Here is a 20,113-nt window from a genome sequence, read left to right as displayed (position 1 = left end):
GCGCTGACCTCCACCGGCACACTCTCCCATGATCGACTTTCTCATCGGCGTCGACGGCGGCGGCACCGGCACCCGCGTGCGCCTCGCCCGTGCCGCGCCCCGCTCCAACCAGCCTGCCGCGCCGCGCGGCTACACCGAACTGGCCCAGGGCAGCGCCGGCCCGTCGGGCCTGGGGCTGGGCATCGCCAATGCCTGGGCCGCGGTCGGTGACGCCATCGCCCAGGCCTTCGACGCCGCCGGCCTCGAACGGCCCGGTCCCGCGCGCACCGCGATCGGCCTCGGCCTGGCGGGCGTGCACAACAAGCAGTGGGCGCAGGCATTCACGGCGGCGAATCCCGGCTATCCGGCCCTGGTGCTCGAGACCGACGCCTTCACGACCCTGATGGGTGCGCACGGCGGCCATCCCGGCGCCATCGTCGCCATCGGCACGGGCAGCGTCGGCGAGGTGCTGCTGGCCGACGGCACGCGGCGCGAAGTGGGCGGCTGGGGCTTCCCGGCCGGCGACGAGGCGGGCGGCGCCTGGATCGGCCTGCGCGCCATCAACCACGTCCAGCAGGTGCTGGACGGCCGCCAGCCGCGCGGCGCCCTGGCCGACGCCGTCGTCCATGCCTGCGGCGGCCACCGCGACACGGTCCAGGCCTGGCTCGGCGGCGCCACCCAGACCGCCTACGCCAGCCTGGCGCCGCTGGTGCTGCGCCATGCCGACGATCCCGTCGCCGCCGCCATCCTGCGCGACGCGGGGCGCGAAGCGGCCGCCATCGCGCGCGCCCTCGACCCGCAAGGCACGCTGCCGCTGGCGCTGTGCGGCAGCCTGGGCCAGGCCCTGCGTCCCTGGATGCCGGCGGAACTTGCCGCGCGCGCCGTCGCTCCCGCGGGCGATTCCGCCGCCGGCGCGCTGTGCGTGATCGCGCAGTACCTGGCCTACCACCCGGTCCAATGAGTTTTCCTTCACAGAGGCTGCGCATGCAAGGCAATATCCTGACTCCCGGCGGCTGGATCCGCGGCACGCTGCACGCGGATGCCGACGGCACCATTGCCGCCATCGACGGCACGCCCGTCGATCCGGCCGCCAACGGCGACGACTACATCCTGCCCGGCTTCATCGACCTGCACGTGCATGGCGGCGCCGGACGCGACATGATGGAAGGCGGCGACGCCGCCCGCACCATCGCGCGCCTGCATGCGCGCCACGGCACCACGAGCCTGCTGGCGACGACGATGACGGCGCCGCTCGAGGACATCGACCGCGCCCTGTCCGCCATCGGACAGGCGTGCCGCGAGCGCGGCGCCGGCGAGGCGCGCATCCTGGGCGTGCACCTGGAAGGCCCGTACATCAATTCCGGCAAGCTGGGCGCCCAGCCGCCGTACGCGCGCGAAGCGAGCATGGCCGAGGTGAAGCGCTTCGACGCCCAGGCGCCGATGCGCCTGATCACCGTGGCGCCCGAGATCGACGGCCACCTGGCCCTGGTGCGCGAGATGGCCGACGCCGGCATCCGCGTGCAGATCGGCCACACCACGGGTTCCTACGAGGACGGCGTCAAGGCGCTCGAACACGGCGCGGCCGGCTTCACCCACCTGTTCAACGCCATGCCCGGCCTGCACCACCGCGACCCCGGCATGGTCGGCGCGGCGCTCGCGCACGCGCAGTACGCCGAGATCATCCCCGACCTGCTGCACGTGCACCCGGGCGCCATCAAGGTGGCGCTGCGCGCGATCCCGCACCTGTACTGCGTGACCGATTCGACGGCCGCCGCCGGCATGCCGGACGGCCAGTACATGCTGGGCCGCCAGGTCGTCCACAAATGCATGGGCGGCGTGCGCCTGGCCGACGGCACGCTGGCCGGCAGCACGCTCACCATGGACGGCGCGCTGCGCAACCTCGTCAAGATCGGCCTGGACCTCGCCGACGCCTCGCGCCGCGTGTCCACCAATGCCGCCGACTACCTGGGCGAGACGCGCCGCGGCCGGCTGGCGCCGGGCTGCCATGCCGACCTGGTCGTCCTCGACCGCAACCTGAACCTCAAAGCCGTCCACATCGAAGGAGAAGCGATTGACCTGCGCAGCTGATTCCACTACCGACTCCCTGATGCTGCAGGAAGCCCGGTCCGCCGCCGACTGCGTCGCCCTGCAACTGGCCAACGACGTCGAGCGCTACGCGGAACTGGGCCGCGTGCTGCGCGCCGGCGCCTTCCACAACGCCGTGACCGTGGCGCGCGGCAGCTCGGACCATGCGTCGAACTACCTGGCCTACCTGATCATGTCGCGCATGGGCCGCCTGGTGACGTCGCTGCCGATGTCGCTGGTCACGCTGTATAAGGCGCCCCTGCGCGCCGACGGCGTGCTGGCGATCTCCGTGTCGCAGTCGGGCCAGAGCCCGGACGTGGTCGAGCCGATGCGCTACTTCCGCGCCGGCGGCGCCACCACGGTCGCGCTGGTGAACGCCATCGATTCGCCGCTGGCGGAGGCGGCCGAGTGGGCGTTGCCGCTGCGCGCCGGCAAGGAGCAGAGCGTGGCCGCCACCAAGAGCTTCATCACGAGCCTGACGGCCGGCGCCCGCCTGGTCGCCGAATGGCAGGAGGATGCCGAACTGAAGGCCGGCCTGGCCGCCCTGCCCGACGCGCTGCGCCGCGCGGCGGACGTGGACTGGTCGGCCGCGCTGGACGTGCTGGCCCCGGCGCGCAACATCATGGTCGTGGGCCGCGGCATCGGCTTCCCCATCGCGCTGGAGGCGGCGCTGAAATTCAAGGAAACCTCGGCGCTGCAGGCCGAGGCGTTTTCCGGCGCCGAGATCAAGCACGGCCCGATGGCGCTGATCGACGAAGGCTATCCGCTGCTGATCTTCGCCACCCGCGGCCCCACCCAGGCCGGCCTGGTGGCGCTGGCCGAGGAAATGCGCGGCCGCGGCGCGCGCGTGCTGCTGGCCGCGCCCGAGGACGTGCCCTCGCGCGACCTCGACCTGCCGGTGGCGCCCCACCCCGACCTCGACCCGGTCGTCGCGATCCAGGCGTTCTACGTGATGGCCGCGCGGCTGTCGAAGGCGCGCGGGCTCGACCCGGACAAGCCGCGCCACCTGAGCAAGGTCACGAAGACGAACTGAAGACGAACTGAAGACGCACGCATGACGAACGAAGCTTACCGCCGCCTGGCCGGCCGCCTGATCATGATCCGCCTGTTCGGCACGCAGCTCGATGCCGACACGGACGCCTTCATCCGCGCCAACGCCATCCGCGGCGCCTGCCTGTTCCGCCAGAACATGACGGATGCCGCCCAGCTGACCGCGTTCACGGGCGGCCTGCGCGCCGCGATGGGAGAACGTGCACTGATCGCCATCGACCAGGAAGGCGGCGCCGTCGTGCGCGCGCTGTGGGTGCCGCCGCCGCCGTCGGCGATGGCCCTGGGCGCGGCCGCCGACGCGGACCTGGCGCGCGACGTCGGCGCGGCGGTGGCGCGGGCGATCCGCGCGCTGGGGTTCAACTGGAACTTCGCGCCGGTGCTGGACCTGAACAACAATCCGCGCAATCCCGTCATCGCCGAGCGCTCGTTCGGCGCCGACCCGCAGACGGCGAGCCGCCTGGCGCTGGCCTGGATGGCCGGCAGCGAGGGCGAGGGCGTGGCCTGCTGCGTCAAGCACTTCCCCGGCCACGGCGACACCCACGTCGATTCGCACCGCGACCTGCCGACCGTCGCCAAGTCCGTCGACGAACTGGAACGCTTCGAGTTCGCCCCGTTCCGCACGGCCGCCCAGGCCGGCGCGCCGGCGATGATGACGGCCCACATCGTGTATCCGGCACTCGACCCCGAGCGTCCGGCGACGATGTCGCGCCCCATCCTGCACGGCCTGCTGCGCGAGCGCTGGGGCTACGCGGGCGTCATCATCACGGACGGCATGGACATGCATGCGATCGCCCAGCGCTGGCCGGCCGGCGAAGCGGCCGTCAACGCGCTGCTGGCCGGCGCCGACATGGTGATGGCGATCGGCAGTCGCGCCACCCAGGAAGAGACGCTCGACGCCATCGCCGCCGCCATCGCCGACGGCCGCCTGCCCGTGCACGAAGTGGAAGCGCGCCTGGCGCGGCTGGACGCACTGGCCGCGCGCCACCCTGCCGCCGGCGGCGCTTACGCCACCGACGAGGAAGACCGCGCGCTGATGGCGCGCGCCTGGGGCCGCGGCCTCACCGCGCGCAGCACCGCCCAGGCGGCGCCGCGCCGCCCCGCGCCGGGCAGCCGCGTGCGCCTGGTGGCGCGCCAGGACGTGGTCAGCGACGGCGTGTCCGAGGCCGGCGTGCCGGCCGCCGCCATCGCCGCCTCGCTGGGCCGGCTGTACGACGTCGACCTGGTCACCTTTGCCGATGCCGACACCTTCGACTGGAGCGCGCTGCCGCAGGACGGCCGCTTCACCGTGCTGGCCTCGACCTCGCGCCGCCGCTACGGCGCGTACGCGCGCACGAGCTGGCGCCCCGACCTGCACCTGGCGCTGTGGAACCCCTACCAGGCGCTGGACATCGACGCGCCCGCGCTGATGACCTACGGCTTCGCGCCGCCGGCGCTGGACGCCGTGAATGCCTGGCTGGCGGGCGAGATCGAAGCCGAAGGACGCTGCCCGGTGCCGGGTTTCTGATGCCAGCCTGAATACCGTCGCCCCTGCGGAGGCAGGGGCCCAATTGCTGCATGCGTCGCCATGACGCTTGCAAGATCGGGGCCCTGCCTTCGCAGGGACGTCGTGATCACGTTGAACACACGCCTTCCATCCCGGCCGGGTAACGCGATGTAACGGTGCCCCCTCCCCCTGCACGGCTGAGGCACAATGGACGCGCCCGAAATGGCACTTTGTGGGACAATGCACGACTTGTCCGTATTGGCACAACGACACTGTCCGAGCTCCGGCCGGTGCATTCACTAGTCATCAAGAGAGGATTATTCATGTCCCAGTTCCGTTTTGCCCGCGTGGCACTGATGCTGGCCGCGATCGGCCTGAACGCCGCTCCGGCGTTGATGCATGGCGCCCATGCGCAGAACAAGGGTGCCGCACCGGCAGCCGCCCCGGCGGACGCCGTCCGTCCCGAGTTGTTCAAGCTGCTCGACCCGGCCCAGATCAAGCCGCTGATGGATGCCAAGAACTACGGCGAAATCCAGAACCGCGTCACCCAGGCCGAAGCCGTCCCGAACCGTACGCCGTACGAGGACTACGTCCTGAACCGCATGAAGCTGACGCTGGCCACCAGCACCAACAACGATGCGATGGCGACCCAGGCGCTGGAAGCGATCCTGGCCACCGGCAAGCTGCCGGAAGCCGACAAGGCCAACTTCACCCAGGCGCTGGCGACCTACTACTACAACGCCAAGAACTATCCGAAGGCGATCGAGCTGTACAAGCAGATCCAGGCATCGGGCAAGGCCACGGACGCCGTCAATTCGGCCATGATCCGTTCCTACTACCTGAGCGGCGACTACGCCACCGCGCTGAAGCTGCAGCGTCCGGTGCTGGATGCGATGGAACAGGCCGGCAAGACCCCGACCCAGGAAGACCTGCGCCTGTACGCCTCGGCCGCCAACAAGGCCAAGGATGACACCGCCTACCTGAACGGCCTGGAAAAGCTGGCCTCGTTCTACCCGAGCGACGACTTCTGGACCGACCTGATCAGCCGCGGCATCGTGCGCAAGCCGGGCTTCCAGGAAGCCAACGTGACCAACGTGCTGCGCCTGCAGTTCGCCGCCGTCAAGCAGCTGTCGCCGGAAGGCTATACCGAACTGGCCGAACTGGCGCTGAAGGACGGCTTCCCGACCGAGGCGAAGAAGGTCGTCGACGCGGGCTTCGCCGCCGGCGTGCTCGGCACCGGCAGCGGCGCCGCCCAGCACCGCCAGCTGCGGGACCGCGCCACCAAGGGCGCGGCCGACGACGCCAAGAACATCGCCGCCGGCGAAGCGAGCGCCAGCAAGGCCAAGAACGGCGCCGGCCTCGTCAACCTGGGCTGGGCCTACGTCACCATGGACCAGTTCGACAAAGGCATCGGCTTCATCGAGCAGGGTATCGCCAAGGGCGGCCTGAAGTCGCCGGACGAAGCCAAGCTGCGCCTGGGCATGGCCCAGGCCCGCGCCGGCAAGAAGGACCAGGCGATCTCGACCTTCGAAAGCGTGAAGGCGGGCGGCGGCCTGTCGGACACGGCCAAGTACTGGATCCTGCTGCTGAAGCACCCGAGCGGCGTGACCACCGTCGTCAAGTAATCGCCGTCCCTACCGGCGCATCGGAAAACGGTGCGGGCCTTGCGGCCCGCACCGTTTTTTTATGATCAATGTTATGTGCCGTACCGGCTGGGCTCCCCTGCTTGCCGATAATCGTCGGGAACCCCCACGAAAAGGCCGCAGCATGACTACCGTACGCAAAGGACAGGCGCCCGCGAAACTGAACCGCGACGAGTTCCGCCTGGTATTTTCCCGCAACTTCTTCGGCCCGGCCTACGAGGCCGTCGGCAAGGAACTCGCCGCCGTCGAGGAAGTCGCCTGGCAATCCTATGTCGATTCCGAGAAATCGCCCGTGACCGTGAAGGCGGGCCCCGGCTTCGCCGACCCCGACTACGACCTGTCCGTCGAGTGGAAGGAGGCCAGCGACAAGCTGAAGGCGGCCGAGGCGCGCCAGAAGGACCCGGCGACGCGCAACCGCATCCTGCTCATCAACGGCTCGGCCCGCAACGACGGCAGCTGCCCCGGAGAGATCTCGAAGACCTGGCGCCTGGTCAAGATGTGCGAGGAATTGCTGACCCAGGAAGGCATCGACACCGACGTGCTCGACCTGTCGCGCCTGATCTCGGACTATGACCGCCACATCCACCCCTGCAAGGGCTGCGTGTCGACGGCGATGCCGCTGTGCCACTGGCCCTGCAGCTGCTACCCGAACCACTCCCTGCACCAGAACAATGACTGGATGAACGAGATCTACGAGAAATGGGTCTCGGCACACGGTGTCATCCTGTTCACGCCGACCTACTGGTACCAGTCGCCGTCCGTGCTGAAACTGATGATCGACCGCCTCGTCTGCGCCGACGGCGGCAACCCGGATCCCAGCTCCACGCACGGCAAGGAAGCCGAGGAAGCCAAGGCGCTCGAGCAGGACTGGGACTATCCGAAGCACCTCGCCGGCCGCGCCTATGGCGTCGTCGTGCACGGCGACGTGGCCGGCATCGAATCGACGCGCCGGTCGCTGTCCGACTGGCTCGACTGGATGGGCCTGATCGACGCGGGTCCGACCGCCCTGCTCGACCGCTACGTCGGCTACTACGAGTCGTATGCGGACAGCCACGAGACGCTCGACAAGGACACGGCGTTCCAGGAGGAAGTGAAGAACGTGGCGCGCTCGGTGTCGGCGGCCGTCGCGGCGATCCGCTCCGGCAAGCTGCTGCAGCCGGACCGCAAGCTGACCAATCCGCGCCCGAAATAATTCCCTGTGGGGCCGGCGCTGGACAGGCGGTCTGTTTTTGGTATCATCGGCGCACTTCGACGCCAACGGTCCACCGCATGTCCACTCTCGCGCAACTGATGCAGCACCTGGGCGCCACCAGCAACCTGCCGCTGTACCAGCAGCTGCAGCGGGCGCTGCGCGAGGCCATCGAGCGCGGCATCTACGGCCCCGCCGAGGCCCTGCCGGCCGAACGCCAGCTGGCCTCGGAACTGGACATCTCGCGCATCACCGTGCGCAAGGCGATCGACGGCCTCGTCGAGGAAGGCCTGCTGGTGCGCCGCGCCGGGTCCGGCAACTTCATCAATACCCGCATCGAAAAGAACTTTGCCAAGCTGACCTCGTTTTCCGAGGACATGCGCTCGCGCGGCCGCACGCCGCGCAGTGTCTGGCTCAAGCGGTCGGAAGGCACCGTCACGCCGGAAGAGGCGCTGCGCCTGCGCCTGTCGCCGGGCGCGGCCGTGTACCGCTTCAACCGCATCCGCTACGCCGACGACATGCCCATGTGCGTCGAGTACGCGACCATCAGCGCCACCGCCCTGCCCTCGCTGGACGCGGTCGACGTGTCGATGTACGAAGCGCTGGAAGCGGCCGGCAAGCGCCCCGTGCGGGCGCTGCAGCGGCTGTCGGCCCTGCTGCTGACGGCCGAGCAGGCGCGCTTGCTGCAATCGAAGGAAGGCGATGCCGGCCTGTGCGTGGAGCGCCTGGGTTTCCTGCCGGACGGGCAGGCGGTAGAATTCTGCCGCTCCTACTTCCGCGGCGACATGTATGATTTCGTCGCGGAGCTGAGTGCCGTTTGAAACCTTATCCAGGACCCCGATGAATTACTTGACCTACGAAGCCTACCTCGACGAAGTCGCCACCCTGCTCACCGAGATCTACGACCTCGACGACAACACGGCGATCAAGCTGGTGGTCGATGCCCAGGAAGCCGAGTACTTCTCGCCGCACGACGACCACGAGGACATGCGCACGCTCGAGCGCGCGAAACAGGATGCCGCGACGCTGTTCAAGGCGCGCCAGAACCGCGTGCAGACGCAGCAGAAACAGCAGCGCAGCGTGCACCGCAAGAGCCGTCCGCCGCGTTGATGCCGTGGTGGGCACGTGGTGCCCACACTACGACGCGGTAGGGTGGGCATCACATGCCCACCACAAGGGACTCGCTCAGATCGCCGTCAACCCGCCATCGATCGCCAGCTGGTGCCCCGTGACGAACGAAGCCTGCTCCGAGCAGATCCACAGCGCCGCCGTGGCGATTTCGTAGGGGTCGGCGATGCGTCCCATCGGGTGCGCCGACTTGAGCTTCTTGTCGCGGCCCGGATCGCGTTCCAGCATGCGCGCCAGCATCGGCGTCTTGACGGCGCCCGGGCACAGGCTGTTCACGCGGATGCCCGACTTGGCGTATTCGACGGCGGCCGTCTTCGTCAGGCCGATCACGGCATGCTTGGATGCCGCGTAGATGGCGCGGTTCGGCGCGGCCACCAGGCCGCCGGCGTCGGCCACGTTCAGGATCGTGCCGCCGCCTTCCTGCTTGAGCATCTGGCGCAGCTGGCCCTTCATGCACAGCCAGACGCCCTTGACGTTGACGTCCATGATGCGGTCGAACTGCTCGTCCTCGCCCTCGGCCAGCGGCAGGTATTCGTCCTCGACGGCGGCGCCGTTCACGGCGACGTCGATGCGGCCGTAGTGCGACACGGCCTTCTCCAGCAGCGCCTCGACCTCGTGGGCGACAGTGACGTTCGTCTTCACGAACAGGGCCTTGCCGCCCGCTTCCACGATCAGCGCGGCCGTCATGTGGCCGCCGTCGACCGACGTGTCGGCCACGACGACGCAGGCCCCTGCGCGTCCGAATGCCAGCGCCATGGCGCGGCCGATGCCGCTGGCGGCGCCCGTCACCAGCACAACCTTGCCGGCGTAGGAGATCCCACTCGGCGGTTGCTTGGTCATGCCCTTCATGATGCTTCCTTTACAATAACATGATGCAATGTTTGCTTCCTATGAGCAATACTTCTATAGGGCAACATCATAGCGCTCATGCGGGCATTGACCAAGCTTCTCGACCATTCCTCGTCGTGAGTGTTGCAATCAGGGTGCAGGTTTCGTTGCGGTCCCCATTTTCGAGCGGTCGCCGGCCATCACGACCGACAGCTTGGCCGGGTCGATCGCCTTGCGGAACGCGGCGTTCAACTCGGGCAGCGTCACCGCGGCCAGGCGCTTCTCGAACTCGGCCGACCAGGTGAAGGTGCGGCCCAGGTACAGGTAGTTGGTCCAGCCCGAGGCCAGGCCATCGTCGGTGGCGCGGGTCTGGATGCGCTGCTGCAGCAGGCCCGACTTGGCGCCGGCCAGTTCGGCCGCCGTGAAGCCGTCCTTGCGCACCCGCTCCAGCTCCTCGCGCACGGCCGCGTCGACCTTGGCCAGGTTCTGCGGCGCGGCGATCGCCTGGATGCCGAACTTGCCGGCACGGTCGAGGTCGCCAGGCGCCAGGTAGGAGCTCCCGCCATAGGACAGGCCATCCTTCTGGCGGATGCGGTCCATCAGGCGCGATTTCAATCCGCCGCCGCCGAAGATGTAGTCGGCCAGCATCAGCGCCGGGTAGTCCGGATCGTCGATGTTCAGGTCCAGGTTCAGGCGCGCCACATAGAAGCCGTTTTCCTTTTCCGGGGTGTTCAGCACCTCGTGGATGGGCTGGATGTCCGCAGGTTTCTCCAGCACGGGGGCCACCGCCATCGGCGCTTTCCAGGCGCCGAACAGCTGGTCGACGAGGGGCTCGACGGCCTTGGCGTCGAAATCGCCGACGATGGCGATCTCGGCCGGTACGGTGCCGTAGTAGTCGCGGTGGAAGGCCTTGACGTCGTCCAGCGTGGCCGCCTTGATCTCGGCGATCGTCTCGTCCAGCGACGGGGTATAGCGCGGATCGCCCTTCGGATAGGTGTTGAAATGCTGGTTCAGGGCCCGCGTCGCCACGCTCGGCGGTTCGTTGCGGCTCGCCTCCAGGCCGACCAGGGCCTGCTTGCGCATCTGCTCGAACTCGGCCGCGGGGAAGTTCGCTTCGCGCAGCACGTGGGCGACCAGCTTCAGCGCTTCCGGCAGGTTTTCGCGCGTGGTCTGGAACTGGTGCAGGTCGCCGGCGAACTTCAGCTTCTCGAACGCATCGGCCAGCTCCGTGCGGCTGTACTTGCTGGTACCGCGCGTCAGCATCGCCATGCTCAGGCCCTGCGCCGTCGCCTTGCCGAACAGGTTCTTTTCGTCGCCCATGTGCTGGCGCAGGCTGACGGTCACGGTCTGGCCGCGGTTCTTCTTCGGCAGCAGCGCCAGCTTGACGCCGCCGGCCGTGACCACCGTGGTGCGCTTCATGATGTTGGCCTGGCTGGGGTCGAAGTCCTCGGCGTTCGAGGCGCCGACCTGCGGCTTGAAGTCCTTCAGCACGCTCTGCAGGCTGGGCGCCGGCGGCACGACGGCGCGCTGCGGATCCTCGTCGGGGATGAAGCTGCCCGTGACGCGGTTGTCGCGGCGGAAGTAGCGGCTGGCCGCCGACGCCACCTGTTCCGACGTCACCTTCGCCATGCTGTCGCGCTCGGCGAAGAACAGGCGCCAGTCGCCCAGCGCGATGGTTTCCGACAGCGCCAGGCCGACCTGGGCCGGATCGGCCAGGTTGCGCTCGACCTCGTTCAGGTAGGCGCGCTTGGCGCGTTCCATCTCTTCCGGCGTGGGCGGGTTCTTGGCGAAGCCTTCGACGGCCTGCGTCAGCGCTTCACGCACGGGCGCGAGGTCCTCGTCCTTCTTGACGACGGCCCCCACGTATTCCAGGCCCGGCGCGTAGCCGGTGAACGGGAAGGCGAATACCTGGCTGGCCTTGCCGGAGTCGACCAGCAGCTTGTGCAGGCGGCCCGTCGGCGTATCGCCCAGGATGGTGGAGGCGTAGTTCAGCGCATTGCTGTCGGCGTGCAGGCTGGCCGGGATCTTGTAGCCGAGCATCACGACCTGCATATCCCCCTGGCGCCGCACGGTGAACGAGCGCTCGCCGTCCTGGGTCGGCTCGACGGTCCAGAACTGCGGCAGCGTGCGCTTGGGTTTCGGGATCGCGCCGAACAACGTCGTGATCGATGCCAGCGTCTTGCCGGCGTCGAACTTGCCGGCGACGAGCAGCACGGCATTGTCGGGCTGGTAGTAGGTGCGGTAGAACGCCTGCAGGTTCTCGATCTTGACGTTCTCGATATCGCTCTTGTTACCGATCGGCATGCGCGAGTACGCATGCCAGTCGAAGGCGACGCTCTGCATGCGCTTCATGAGCACATTGGTCGGGGAGTTCTCGCCGTTCTCGTATTCGTTGCGCACCACCGTCATCTCGGAATCGAGGTCCTTCTTGGCGATGAAGGAATGCGTCATGCGGTCCGCCTCCATCCGCAGCGCCCAGTCCAGGTTGTCCTGCGATGCCTGGAACACCTCGTAGTAGTTGGTGCGGTCGAACGAGGTAGTACCGTTGAACTGCATGCCGCGGTCGGAGAACTGGCGCGTGATGTCCGGGTGCCCCTTGCTCCCCTTGAACATCAGGTGCTCGAGCAGGTGGGCCATGCCGGTCTCGCCGTAGTTCTCGTGGCGCGAGCCGACCAGGTAGGTGACGTTGACGGTGATCGTCGGGCGCGAGGCGTCCGGGAACAGCAGCACCTTCAGGCCGTTGGGCAGGCGGTATTCCGTGATGCCCTCGACCGACGGGCCCTGGACCACGCCCTTGGGCAGGTCGGCGGCCCAGGCCGCGCCGCACGTCACGAAGGAAAGGCCGCCGACGACCGCATAGGCGGCCAGGCCGCGCTGGAAGAACTTCAAGTTCATGTCACCTCGTCTGTATCTGTCGATGATCGAAGCCGCCGCCATTATTTGTTGCGGCGACAATGATTCATGGTAACAGACCGAGGCTTAGCCGGGGCTTAGCAAAGTTTGTATGGTGAAACGTTTCACGACCGGCTAGCGGCGTGCCTGGCGCTCGTGCTGCTGCTGGTGCGGGCTGATGCGGGCGAGTTCGTTCATCTCCTCGGCCAGCCAGCCCAGCAGGTCGTCGGCGCTGACGATGCCGACCAGGCGGCCGCCCTCTCCCACCACGGGGACGCGCCGGATGCCGCGCAGGCGCATGCGTTCGATGGTGGCGTCGACGTCGTCGCCTGCCTCGGCGAGCAGCAGGTCGTCGCTCATCACGTCGCCGGCCAGCAGGCCCAGCGGGTCTAGGCCGAGGGCGACGACGGAGACGACGATGTCGCGGTCCGTGAGGATGCCGACGGGAGTGCGCTCGCCGTCCGGATCGTCGACGACGACCACGTCGCCCACGTGGTGCTTGCGCATGAGCAGGGCCGCGGCCTGGATCGTTTCGCCGCGGGCGCAGCAGACGGTGTCGACGGTGCAGAGTTTCCCGACATTCATGGTATCCCCCAGGTCAAGCAACCACGCTAGCCTGCAGGACGATGGCAACTTTGAGCTGACTCAAAGCTGCGTCGGGGATGATCAGGATTTTTTGGCGCTGTCGTCAGCGGGCTGGACGGCGTTCGCGTCCACGACTTGCAGATCGTTGTCCTTGGCGAAATTGACCACGAAGTGGTACGCCAGCGGTTCGATATTGCGGATGGCATTGTTCACGACGACGGCCTTGACGCCGTTGACGAGCGTGGGATAGACGTAGGGGGAATAGCGGATGTGGGCGTTCGGTCCGCGGCTGCTGCCGGGCGGCTTGAAGCACGACATGACGCCGCACAGGCGCTCGGCCCAGTCGGACGGGCGGAACTGCCTGCCCTTGCTCGTAACGCCGAGGATGACGAACTCGTCGGCGTGTTCTTTCCCGGTTTGCGGTAACTCGGCCATAGTGCGGCTTACTGAAACATGAAGCGTGGATGAGAACAACGCCGGTATTATATCTTATAGAAGACTTGCGGACGAGACTTGACAGTCGGGAATCATCCGGCGGGCAAAATCCCCCGCCAGACGTCCGTGCCAGCTCAGCCCAGCAATACGGCGCCGGACAGTAACAGCAGAAGCAGCATCCATAATAGCAGCGCGCGCCAAACCAGGCCGACCGTGCTCTGCAATGCCCGCACGCTCGGCTCCTCGCCGGGCAATTCATCCGCTTCGCTGTCGGACAAATCGACGGCGGCCGCGTCCGCCGGCACGAAGCGCGGCGCGTTCTCGGCCGGGGAGCCGAGGCGCACGCCCATGGCGCCGCCGCCGGCGGCCAGGATGATGCCGCGCGACTCGTCCGTCCAGCGGTCGGCGAAATTGCGCCAGGCGTAGATGGCATCCTCGAAATTGCCGACCACGGCAAAGGCGATGGCCGTCAGGCGCACGGGAACCCAGTCGATCCAGTAGAAGGCGCGCGCGGCGAATTCGCCGAACGCTTCGTTGCGCATGTGGTCCGGCTCGTTCCAGGCGCGCGCCAGGTATTCCGACACGCGGTACATGACGGCGCCGGCCGGGCCCAGCGGCATCAGGAACCAGAAGAACACGCCGAACACGTTGCGGTGCGTGGTGATCAGGGATTTCTCGACGGCGATGCGGGCGATCTCGCCGGCGTCCATGCCCACCGTGTCGATGCGTGCCCATTCGGCCAGCAGCGTGCGCGCCGTCGCCTCGTCGCCCGCGTTCAGCGCGAACTGGATCGAGGTGAAGTAATGGCTGTAGTGGCGGAAGCCGAGCGTCAGGTAGACGATCAGCACGTTCCAGGCGAAGGCGGCGAACACCCAGCCGTAGTGCAGCAGCGTCCAGTAGATGAGCCCCGTCGGCAGCATCAGTGCGCCCATCATCAGGAACCAGCCCATGCGGCCATGGCTGACCTGGCCGGCATTGAACCAGGCCTCGATGCGCATGGCCATGCGCTTGATCTCGGCGTAGATCTGGTTATCCGCGCGCAGCGGCTTGAGTTGCTCGATGAGCAGCGCGCACAGGATGGAAAAGAATGTCATTCAGGGTCCCCGCTATTGTTGCCACACTTCATTGCCCGCTACGATAGCGCAGAGGGACGGTAGACGCAATGAACGGCAGCCTCGATACCGTCGCCCCTGCGCAGCCAGGGGTCCAATTTCCGCGTGCGCTGCGGTCATCAGCAAATAAGCGCCAGCAAATAAGCGCCAGCAAACTTGGGCCCCTGCCTTCGCAGGGGTGACGTCGCTATGCGCGCAGCAGGTGGAACAAGTTGCGCAGCATTCCCGCCGTCGCGCCCCAGATGAAGAAGCGCTCGTAGGGCATCGCGTAGAAGCTGCGCCGCCCGGTCCCGTCCGGCAGGTCGAAGGACATGCGCTGGTGGTGCATGCCGTCCATCAGGAAGCCCAGCGGCACCTCGAAGATCTCGGCGACCTCGTTCGATTCCGCGACCAGGTCGAACGGCGGGGTCACCAGCGCCACGACGGGCGTCACCACATAGGCCGACGCCGTCACGTGGTCGGGCAGCACGCCCACGATCTCGATGTGGCGGCGCCCCAGGCCGATCTCTTCTTCCGTTTCGCGCAGCGCCGTCTCGATGGCCGAGGAATCGGCCTCCTCGGCGCGGCCGCCCGGGAAACTGACCTGGCCGCCATGGTTGGCCAGGTGCGCCGTGCGCTGCGTGAGCAGCACGGTGAGGCCCTCCTCGCGCCGCACCAGCGGGATCAGGACGGCGGCGCGGCGCAATTCCGGAAAGCGTTGGCGTATATCGTCGGGCAATTCCGGCTCCCAGGGCGCCGGATGGGCCAGGCGCGCGCGCAGCCAGTCCGCCTGCAGCCGCTCCGGCGGCAGCGCGGGTTCGCCGGCGATGGCGTCGACGGGCAGGCGCTGGGGATCGATGTGTACTTTTGCCAACGGCTTCTCCAAAAAGAAAAAGGCATCCGCGTGGATGCCTTTTTCATACTACACGTGCTATTACTCAGCGGTAGCAGCAGCGGCCTTGCGGTTCGGCAGCTTTTCTTTGATACGTGCCGATTTGCCCGAACGCTCACGCAGGTAGTACAGCTTGGCGCGACGGACGTCACCGCGGCGTTTCACTTCGATCGAAGCGATCAGCGGCGAGTACAGCTGGAACGTACGCTCGACGCCTTCGCCCGACGAGATCTTGCGAACGATGAAGTTCGAGTTCAGGCCGCGGTTGCGGCGCGAGATCACGACGCCTTCGTATGCCTGGGCGCGCTTGCGGTTGCCTTCGACGACGTTGACGCTGACGACGACGGTGTCGCCCGGTGCGAAATCAGGGATGTTGCGGCCGAGGCGCGCAATTTCTTCTTGCTCGAGTTGCTGGATCAGATCCATGGATGACTCCTGTAACCATCTTGCCGGCGCTGTACGGTGAAAGGCCCGGTAGAGGATGGGGTTGAACATGCGGTTGCCCGCGTTTTTCGCCTACTGCTGCGAATCCTGCGGCGGCTCGACATCGTCGAGACTCGCCAGAAACTTTTCGTCGGCCTTGCTCAGCTGACCGGCGCTGCGCGCCTTGTCCAGCAGATCGGGCCGTTTCTTCGCGGTCGCTTCCAGCATGCGCTGGCGGCGCCACTTCATGATTTCCGCGTGGTTGCCGCCCATCAGCACGGGGGGCACGGCCACGCCTTCGTACACTTCCGGACGCGTGTAGTGCGGCGAGTCGAGCAGGCCGTTGACGAAGCTGTCCTCGACCGCCGACGCATCGTCGCCCAGCACGCCGGGGATGTGGCGCACGACGGCATCCATCAGCGCCATCGCCGGCAATTCCCCGCCCGACAGCACGAAGTCGCCCAGCGAGATTTCCTCGTCGACGACCCGGTCCAACAGGCGCTGGTCGACCGCTTCGTAGCGGCCGCACAGCAGCACGAGGCCCGGCTCGTCCTTCAACTTCATCACGCGTTCGTGCGTCAGGGGCTTGCCCTGCGGCGACAGGTAGATCACGCGCGGCGCCGGCAGGCCCAGATCGACCTGGCGCTGCTTCGCCGCGGCGATGGTCGCATCGAGCGGCCTGGCCAGCATCACCATGCCGGGACCGCCGCCATACGGCCGGTCGTCCACGGTACGGTGGCGGTCGCTCGTGAAATCGCGCGGATTCCAGATCGACAGCTGCCACAGGCCCTGCTCGTGCGCCCGCCGGGTCACGCCCGACTGCGTCAATGCGGCAAACATCTCGGGAAACAAGCTCACGACGTCAAACTGCATCGGGACCTCGTCTCGATCGAATCGGATCAAACATCCTGGGGGTCAATAATCCAGGCCCCAATCCAGGGTAATCAGCCTGGCTTGCAGGTCGACGGTACGGACGAACTGGTCCACGAACGGCACCAGCCGCTCGGACGCTTTCGCATCCTGTGCGGCGGTCGGATCGGCAGCGGGCGTGATGCGCAGGATCGATTGCGCGCCGTTGTGCATCATGTCGGTCACCTTGCCCAGGGCCTCGCCCTGCAGGTTCACGGCATCCATGCCGATCAGGTCGGTCCAGTAGTACTCGTCTTCCGACAGCGCAGGGAAGTCCGCGCGCGACACGCGCACGACCGCGCCTTTCAGCGCTTCCGCCGCATCGCGATCGGACAAGTCCACCAGCGTGGCAGTGACATCGCCACTGTGGAATTTCGCATTGCGCACCTGGACGGCGCGCAGTGCCGGCTTGTCGAGCCACCAGGTCTTGACGTTCAGCAGCGCATCCGCATCCGTGGAGTGCGGCGTCACGCGGACGCCGCCGCGCAGCCCGTAGGCACCCGAGATATACCCGACCTCGATGAGGTCGTCCGGGACGTTCCCCGTTGCCGGGGTTGCTGCTGAAGCGGTCAAACCGGTCTACCGTGCCTGATTAGGCAGCGGCCTTTTGCGAAGCGACCAGGCGAGCAACGGTCGGCGACAGTTGTGCGCCAACGCCTTGCCAGTAAGCCAGACGGTCGGCGGTGATGTTCAGGCCGACTTCCTGGCCCGATGCCATCGGGTTGTAGAAGCCGATGCGCTCGATGAAACGGCCATCGCGACGGTTGCGCGAATCGGTTGCAACGATGTTGTAGAACGGGCGCTTCTTGGCACCACCGCGAGCTAAACGAATAACGACCATAATATTTCCAAAAAATTGTGCTGGACGGAGAAAGCCGACGATTATAGCGCGCAATACCGTACAGCAGCAAGTACTAAAGCCTGCTGAGACAAAGGACGCGCAGTCCCGGCGGAATCCAGCATTATGGCCTATTTCGCATCGAAGCGCTACCTGTAATGGCGACTTCCCCCGTACGCGCGCATGAAAACACGTGCCCGGCCCCGCGTTTTGCCCGATACTGATGGCTTTCCTGCCAACAATTTCCGAGTCCGCATGCCGAGCACGCCGCACAAGAACAAGACCGTCGCCACCGCCCTCGCCTTCTTCCTCGGCGGCCTGGGCGTCCACCGCTTCTACCTACGCGGCCCCGTCGACAGGCTCGGCCTGCTGCACGTCTGCAGCATTCCAATCGCCGGCATCGTGTACGGTGCCGGACGGGCCCCGAATCCCTTCTGGGTGCTGTTGCCGCTGATCGTGTCGTGGCTGGTGGGGTTCATCGAAGCGCTCGTCATCGGCCTGACGCCGGACGAGAAATGGGATGCGCGGCACAACGCCGCCTCGGGAACGACGTCGCGCTCGCACTGGGTGCTGGCCGTGCTGCTGGTGCTGACGATGCTGGTGGGGACGACGGCGCTGATCGCGACGATTTCGCGCCTGTTCGATCTTTTGTATACCGGAGGCGCGTACGGTTGAACAACCGCCCTGCAAAGCAACGTCGCCCCTGCCCAGGCAGGGGCCCGATTGTGCTCGCTGCACGCGAACCTGGGCCCCTGCCTGCGCAGGGGCGACGGCATATCAGAACTGCTCGACGTCCAGCGCCAGCACGCCCGCGCTGCCCTCCACGATCGCGTGGCGCATGCCCTCCGCCTGCGACAGGATGTGGTCGGCGAAGAAGCGCGCGGTGGCGATCTTGGCGCGGTAGAACGTCGCATCGCCGTCGCCCGCGGCCAGTTTCGCTTGCGCGACGAGGGCCGCGCGCGCCATCTGCCAGCCGCCCAGCACGATGCCGGCCAGCTTCAGGTAGGTGACGCTGCCCGCGAACACGGCGCGCGGATCCGCCTTGGCATTGGCCACCACGAAGTCGACGACGGCGTCCAGCGCATCGGCGCCGCGCGCCAGTTGCGTGCGGATGGCGGCGGCATCCGGGCCCTGGGCATCGCCCAGCTGGTCGGCCGTGGCGCGCACTTGCGCGAGGATGGACTTGGCCACCGCGCCGCCGTCGCGCACGGTCTTGCGGCCGACCAGGTCGTTGGCCTGGATCGCCGTCGTGCCTTCGTAGATCGACAGGATCTTGGCGTCGCGGTAGTGCTGGGCCGCGCCGGTTTCTTCGATGAAGCCCATGCCGCCATGCACCTGCACGCCGTCGCGCGCGACCTGTTCGCTCATCTCCGTCGACCAGCCCTTGATGATGGGGACCAGGTATTCGTAGACGGCCAGGTTGGCCGCGCGCGTCGCCGCATCCGGATGGTGGTGCGCCAGGTCCGACAGGCCGGCGCCGACGTAGGCCAGCGCGCGCGCGGCTTCCGTCTGGGCGCGCATCGACATCAGCATGCGGCGCACGTCCGGGTGGTTGATGATGGCCACGGGGCCGCTGGAACCCTCGACGGCGCGCGATTGCACGCGCTCCTTGGCGAACGCGGCCGCCTGCTGGTAGGCGCGCTCGGCCAAGCCGATGCCCTGCATGCCGACGCCGAAGCGGGCCGCGTTCATCATGATGAACATGTATTCGAGGCCGCGGTTCTCCTCGCCCACCAGCGTGCCGATGGCACCGCCGTGGTCGCCGAACTGCAGCACGGCCGTCGGGCTGGCCTTGATGCCCAGCTTGTGCTCGATCGACACGCAATGCACGTCGTTGCGCTCGCCCAGCGAACCGTCCTCGTTCACCATGAACTTCGGCACGATGAACAGCGAGATCCCCTTCACGCCCGGCGGCGCGTCCGGCGTGCGCGCCAGCACCAGGTGGATGATGTTCTCGGCCATGTCGTGCTCGCCGTAGGTGATGTAGATCTTGGTGCCGGAAATCTTGTAGGTGCCATCGCCCTGGGGCACGGCGCGGGTGCGCACGGCGGCCAGGTCGGAACCGGCCTGCGGCTCGGTCAGGTTCATCGTGCCGGTCCACTTGCCGGTCAGGAGGGGCTCGATGTAGAGGGCCTTCTGGGCGTCGCTGCCCGCCGTCAGCAGCGCTTCGACGGCGCCGTCGGTCAGCAGCGCGACCAGTGCGAACGACAGGTTGGATCCATGCAGCATCTCGATGCACGGGGTCGCCACCAGTTTCGGCAAGCCCTGGCCGCCGAATTCGGTGGGGTGCTGCACGCCCTGCCAGCCGGCGTCGGCGAAGGCGCGGAAGGCTTCCTTGAAGCCCTTCGAGGTCGTCACCTGGCCGTCGTGCCAGAAGCTCGGCTCCTTGTCGGCCGGGTGGTTCAGCGGGGCGATGACTTCGCCGCAGAACTTGGCGTTTTCTTCCAGCACGGCTTCGACCGTGTCCGGCGTCGCGTCCTCGCAGCCGGGCAGCGCGTGGACGGCGGACAGGTTCGCCAGTTCGTTCACGACGAACAGCATGTCTTTCAGGGGGGCGTTGTAGCTCACCGTTGTCTCCTACTTTTTTATATCGTCAAAATAAAAACGTCGTTCCTGCGAAGGCAGGAACCCAATTCCTCAGCGCAGCCACGACGGCGGACGCT

General features: G+C 67.4%; 20 protein-coding genes. 9 read left to right on the top strand and 11 right to left on the bottom strand.

From position 1 onward, the window contains the following. Positions 1-28 precede the first annotated feature (28 nt). From ACI1V7_RS11950 to ACI1V7_RS11915, 8 genes are all read left to right on the top strand, one after another. Positions 29-940 carry a glucosamine kinase nucleotide-binding domain-containing protein gene (locus ACI1V7_RS11950; RefSeq protein WP_404531978.1) on the top strand — a complete coding sequence of 304 codons (912 nt, stop codon included), beginning with the start codon at positions 29-31 and terminating at the stop codon, positions 938-940. Positions 941-963: 23 nt separating this feature from the next. Continuing rightward, positions 964-2,067 (top strand): N-acetylglucosamine-6-phosphate deacetylase, encoded by a 1,104-nt coding sequence (gene nagA, locus ACI1V7_RS11945; RefSeq protein WP_404531977.1) that lies wholly within the window; start codon positions 964-966, stop codon positions 2,065-2,067. A gap of 19 nt (positions 2,068-2,086) precedes the next feature. Then, entirely contained in the window at positions 2,087-3,097 is a 1,011-nt protein-coding gene (locus ACI1V7_RS11940) for an SIS domain-containing protein (RefSeq protein WP_404532522.1), read from the top strand. A gap of 21 nt (positions 3,098-3,118) precedes the next feature. Further along, positions 3,119-4,618 (top strand): beta-N-acetylhexosaminidase, encoded by a 1,500-nt coding sequence (gene nagZ / locus ACI1V7_RS11935; protein ID WP_404531976.1) that lies wholly within the window; start codon positions 3,119-3,121, stop codon positions 4,616-4,618. Positions 4,619-4,920: 302 nt separating this feature from the next. Then, positions 4,921-6,222 carry a tetratricopeptide repeat protein gene (locus ACI1V7_RS11930; protein ID WP_404531975.1) on the top strand — a complete coding sequence of 434 codons (1,302 nt, stop codon included), beginning with the start codon at positions 4,921-4,923 and terminating at the stop codon, positions 6,220-6,222. A 142-nt stretch (positions 6,223-6,364) separates the two neighbouring features. Beyond that, a complete protein-coding gene (locus ACI1V7_RS11925) occupies positions 6,365-7,432 on the top strand; it encodes a flavodoxin family protein (protein WP_404531974.1) in 1,068 nt (355 codons plus the stop codon). A gap of 77 nt (positions 7,433-7,509) precedes the next feature. Further along, positions 7,510-8,250 (top strand): GntR family transcriptional regulator, encoded by a 741-nt coding sequence (locus tag ACI1V7_RS11920; protein WP_404531973.1) that lies wholly within the window; start codon positions 7,510-7,512, stop codon positions 8,248-8,250. Between the two features lie 19 nt (positions 8,251-8,269). Beyond that, complete coding sequence (locus ACI1V7_RS11915) at positions 8,270-8,539, top strand: hypothetical protein (RefSeq protein WP_404531972.1); 270 nt, start codon at positions 8,270-8,272, stop codon at positions 8,537-8,539. Positions 8,540-8,614: 75 nt separating this feature from the next. Here the strand turns inward: ACI1V7_RS11915 and ACI1V7_RS11910 are convergent, their stop codons facing one another. The 10 genes from ACI1V7_RS11910 to rpsP form a co-directional block, all read right to left on the bottom strand. Then, positions 8,615-9,406: an SDR family oxidoreductase gene (locus ACI1V7_RS11910; protein ID WP_404531971.1), complete on the bottom strand. Its 792-nt coding sequence runs from the start codon at positions 9,404-9,406 to the stop codon at positions 8,615-8,617. A gap of 129 nt (positions 9,407-9,535) precedes the next feature. After that, on the bottom strand, positions 9,536-12,280 hold the full coding sequence (locus ACI1V7_RS11905; protein ID WP_404531970.1) for a M16 family metallopeptidase: 2,745 nt from the start codon (positions 12,278-12,280) through the stop codon (positions 9,536-9,538). A gap of 132 nt (positions 12,281-12,412) precedes the next feature. After that, positions 12,413-12,862, bottom strand: a complete 450-nt coding sequence (locus ACI1V7_RS11900; RefSeq protein ID WP_404531969.1) for a CBS domain-containing protein — start codon at positions 12,860-12,862, stop codon at positions 12,413-12,415. An 81-nt stretch (positions 12,863-12,943) separates the two neighbouring features. Beyond that, positions 12,944-13,297, bottom strand: coding sequence for a DUF3579 domain-containing protein (locus ACI1V7_RS11895; protein WP_404531968.1), 354 nt, complete (start codon positions 13,295-13,297; stop codon positions 12,944-12,946). Between the two features lie 134 nt (positions 13,298-13,431). Then, entirely contained in the window at positions 13,432-14,391 is a 960-nt protein-coding gene (locus ACI1V7_RS11890; protein WP_404531967.1) for a CobD/CbiB family protein, read from the bottom strand. A 205-nt stretch (positions 14,392-14,596) separates the two neighbouring features. After that, a complete protein-coding gene (locus ACI1V7_RS11885; protein WP_404531966.1) occupies positions 14,597-15,262 on the bottom strand; it encodes a CoA pyrophosphatase in 666 nt (221 codons plus the stop codon). 60 nt (positions 15,263-15,322) lie between these two features. Then, positions 15,323-15,706: a 50S ribosomal protein L19 gene (gene rplS / locus ACI1V7_RS11880; RefSeq protein WP_290412440.1), complete on the bottom strand. Its 384-nt coding sequence runs from the start codon at positions 15,704-15,706 to the stop codon at positions 15,323-15,325. A gap of 90 nt (positions 15,707-15,796) precedes the next feature. Beyond that, a complete protein-coding gene (gene trmD, locus ACI1V7_RS11875) occupies positions 15,797-16,576 on the bottom strand; it encodes a tRNA (guanosine(37)-N1)-methyltransferase TrmD (protein ID WP_404531965.1) in 780 nt (259 codons plus the stop codon). A 42-nt stretch (positions 16,577-16,618) separates the two neighbouring features. Next, positions 16,619-17,185 (bottom strand): ribosome maturation factor RimM, encoded by a 567-nt coding sequence (gene rimM, locus ACI1V7_RS11870; RefSeq protein ID WP_404531964.1) that lies wholly within the window; start codon positions 17,183-17,185, stop codon positions 16,619-16,621. Positions 17,186-17,204: 19 nt separating this feature from the next. Next, positions 17,205-17,453 carry a 30S ribosomal protein S16 gene (gene rpsP / locus ACI1V7_RS11865; RefSeq protein WP_290412437.1) on the bottom strand — a complete coding sequence of 83 codons (249 nt, stop codon included), beginning with the start codon at positions 17,451-17,453 and terminating at the stop codon, positions 17,205-17,207. Between the two features lie 252 nt (positions 17,454-17,705). Here rpsP and ACI1V7_RS11860 point away from each other — a divergent pair, with 252 nt between their 5' ends. After that, positions 17,706-18,125: a TM2 domain-containing protein gene (locus ACI1V7_RS11860; RefSeq protein ID WP_404531963.1), complete on the top strand. Its 420-nt coding sequence runs from the start codon at positions 17,706-17,708 to the stop codon at positions 18,123-18,125. 102 nt (positions 18,126-18,227) lie between these two features. Here the strand turns inward: ACI1V7_RS11860 and ACI1V7_RS11855 are convergent, their stop codons facing one another. After that, positions 18,228-20,018 (bottom strand): acyl-CoA dehydrogenase, encoded by a 1,791-nt coding sequence (locus tag ACI1V7_RS11855; protein WP_404531962.1) that lies wholly within the window; start codon positions 20,016-20,018, stop codon positions 18,228-18,230. Positions 20,019-20,113 lie beyond the last annotated feature (95 nt).

The sequence above is a fragment of the Massilia paldalensis genome (genome assembly GCF_044901715.1).
Lineage (GTDB): Bacteria > Pseudomonadota > Gammaproteobacteria > Burkholderiales > Burkholderiaceae_D > Telluria > Telluria paldalensis.
The sequence above is the reverse complement of the archived record's forward strand: the minus strand, read 5'-3'. Positions and strand labels throughout refer to the sequence as shown.

Bases quoted from the DNA above. Each gene is read 5' to 3' on its own strand.
- ACI1V7_RS11925 (WP_404531974.1), top strand. From the start codon at position 6,365: ATGACTACCGTACGCAAAGGACAGGCGCCCGCGAAACTGAACCGCGAC.
- ACI1V7_RS11890 (WP_404531967.1), bottom strand. From the start codon at position 14,391: ATGACATTCTTTTCCATCCTGTGCGCGCTGCTCATCGAGCAACTCAAG.
- rpsP (WP_290412437.1), bottom strand. From the start codon at position 17,453: ATGGTCGTTATTCGTTTAGCTCGCGGTGGTGCCAAGAAGCGCCCGTTC.
- ACI1V7_RS11860 (WP_404531963.1), top strand. From the start codon at position 17,706: ATGCCGAGCACGCCGCACAAGAACAAGACCGTCGCCACCGCCCTCGCC.
- ACI1V7_RS11940 (WP_404532522.1), top strand. From the start codon at position 2,087: ATGCTGCAGGAAGCCCGGTCCGCCGCCGACTGCGTCGCCCTGCAACTG.
- ACI1V7_RS11930 (WP_404531975.1), top strand. From the start codon at position 4,921: ATGTCCCAGTTCCGTTTTGCCCGCGTGGCACTGATGCTGGCCGCGATC.
- ACI1V7_RS11905 (WP_404531970.1), bottom strand. From the start codon at position 12,280: ATGAACTTGAAGTTCTTCCAGCGCGGCCTGGCCGCCTATGCGGTCGTC.
- ACI1V7_RS11920 (WP_404531973.1), top strand. From the start codon at position 7,510: ATGTCCACTCTCGCGCAACTGATGCAGCACCTGGGCGCCACCAGCAAC.
- ACI1V7_RS11900 (WP_404531969.1), bottom strand. From the start codon at position 12,862: ATGAATGTCGGGAAACTCTGCACCGTCGACACCGTCTGCTGCGCCCGC.
- trmD (WP_404531965.1), bottom strand. From the start codon at position 16,576: ATGCAGTTTGACGTCGTGAGCTTGTTTCCCGAGATGTTTGCCGCATTG.
- nagZ (WP_404531976.1), top strand. From the start codon at position 3,119: ATGACGAACGAAGCTTACCGCCGCCTGGCCGGCCGCCTGATCATGATC.
- rplS (WP_290412440.1), bottom strand. From the start codon at position 15,706: ATGGATCTGATCCAGCAACTCGAGCAAGAAGAAATTGCGCGCCTCGGC.
- ACI1V7_RS11895 (WP_404531968.1), bottom strand. From the start codon at position 13,297: ATGGCCGAGTTACCGCAAACCGGGAAAGAACACGCCGACGAGTTCGTC.
- ACI1V7_RS11950 (WP_404531978.1), top strand. From the start codon at position 29: ATGATCGACTTTCTCATCGGCGTCGACGGCGGCGGCACCGGCACCCGC.
- ACI1V7_RS11915 (WP_404531972.1), top strand. From the start codon at position 8,270: ATGAATTACTTGACCTACGAAGCCTACCTCGACGAAGTCGCCACCCTG.
- nagA (WP_404531977.1), top strand. From the start codon at position 964: ATGCAAGGCAATATCCTGACTCCCGGCGGCTGGATCCGCGGCACGCTG.
- ACI1V7_RS11910 (WP_404531971.1), bottom strand. From the start codon at position 9,406: ATGAAGGGCATGACCAAGCAACCGCCGAGTGGGATCTCCTACGCCGGC.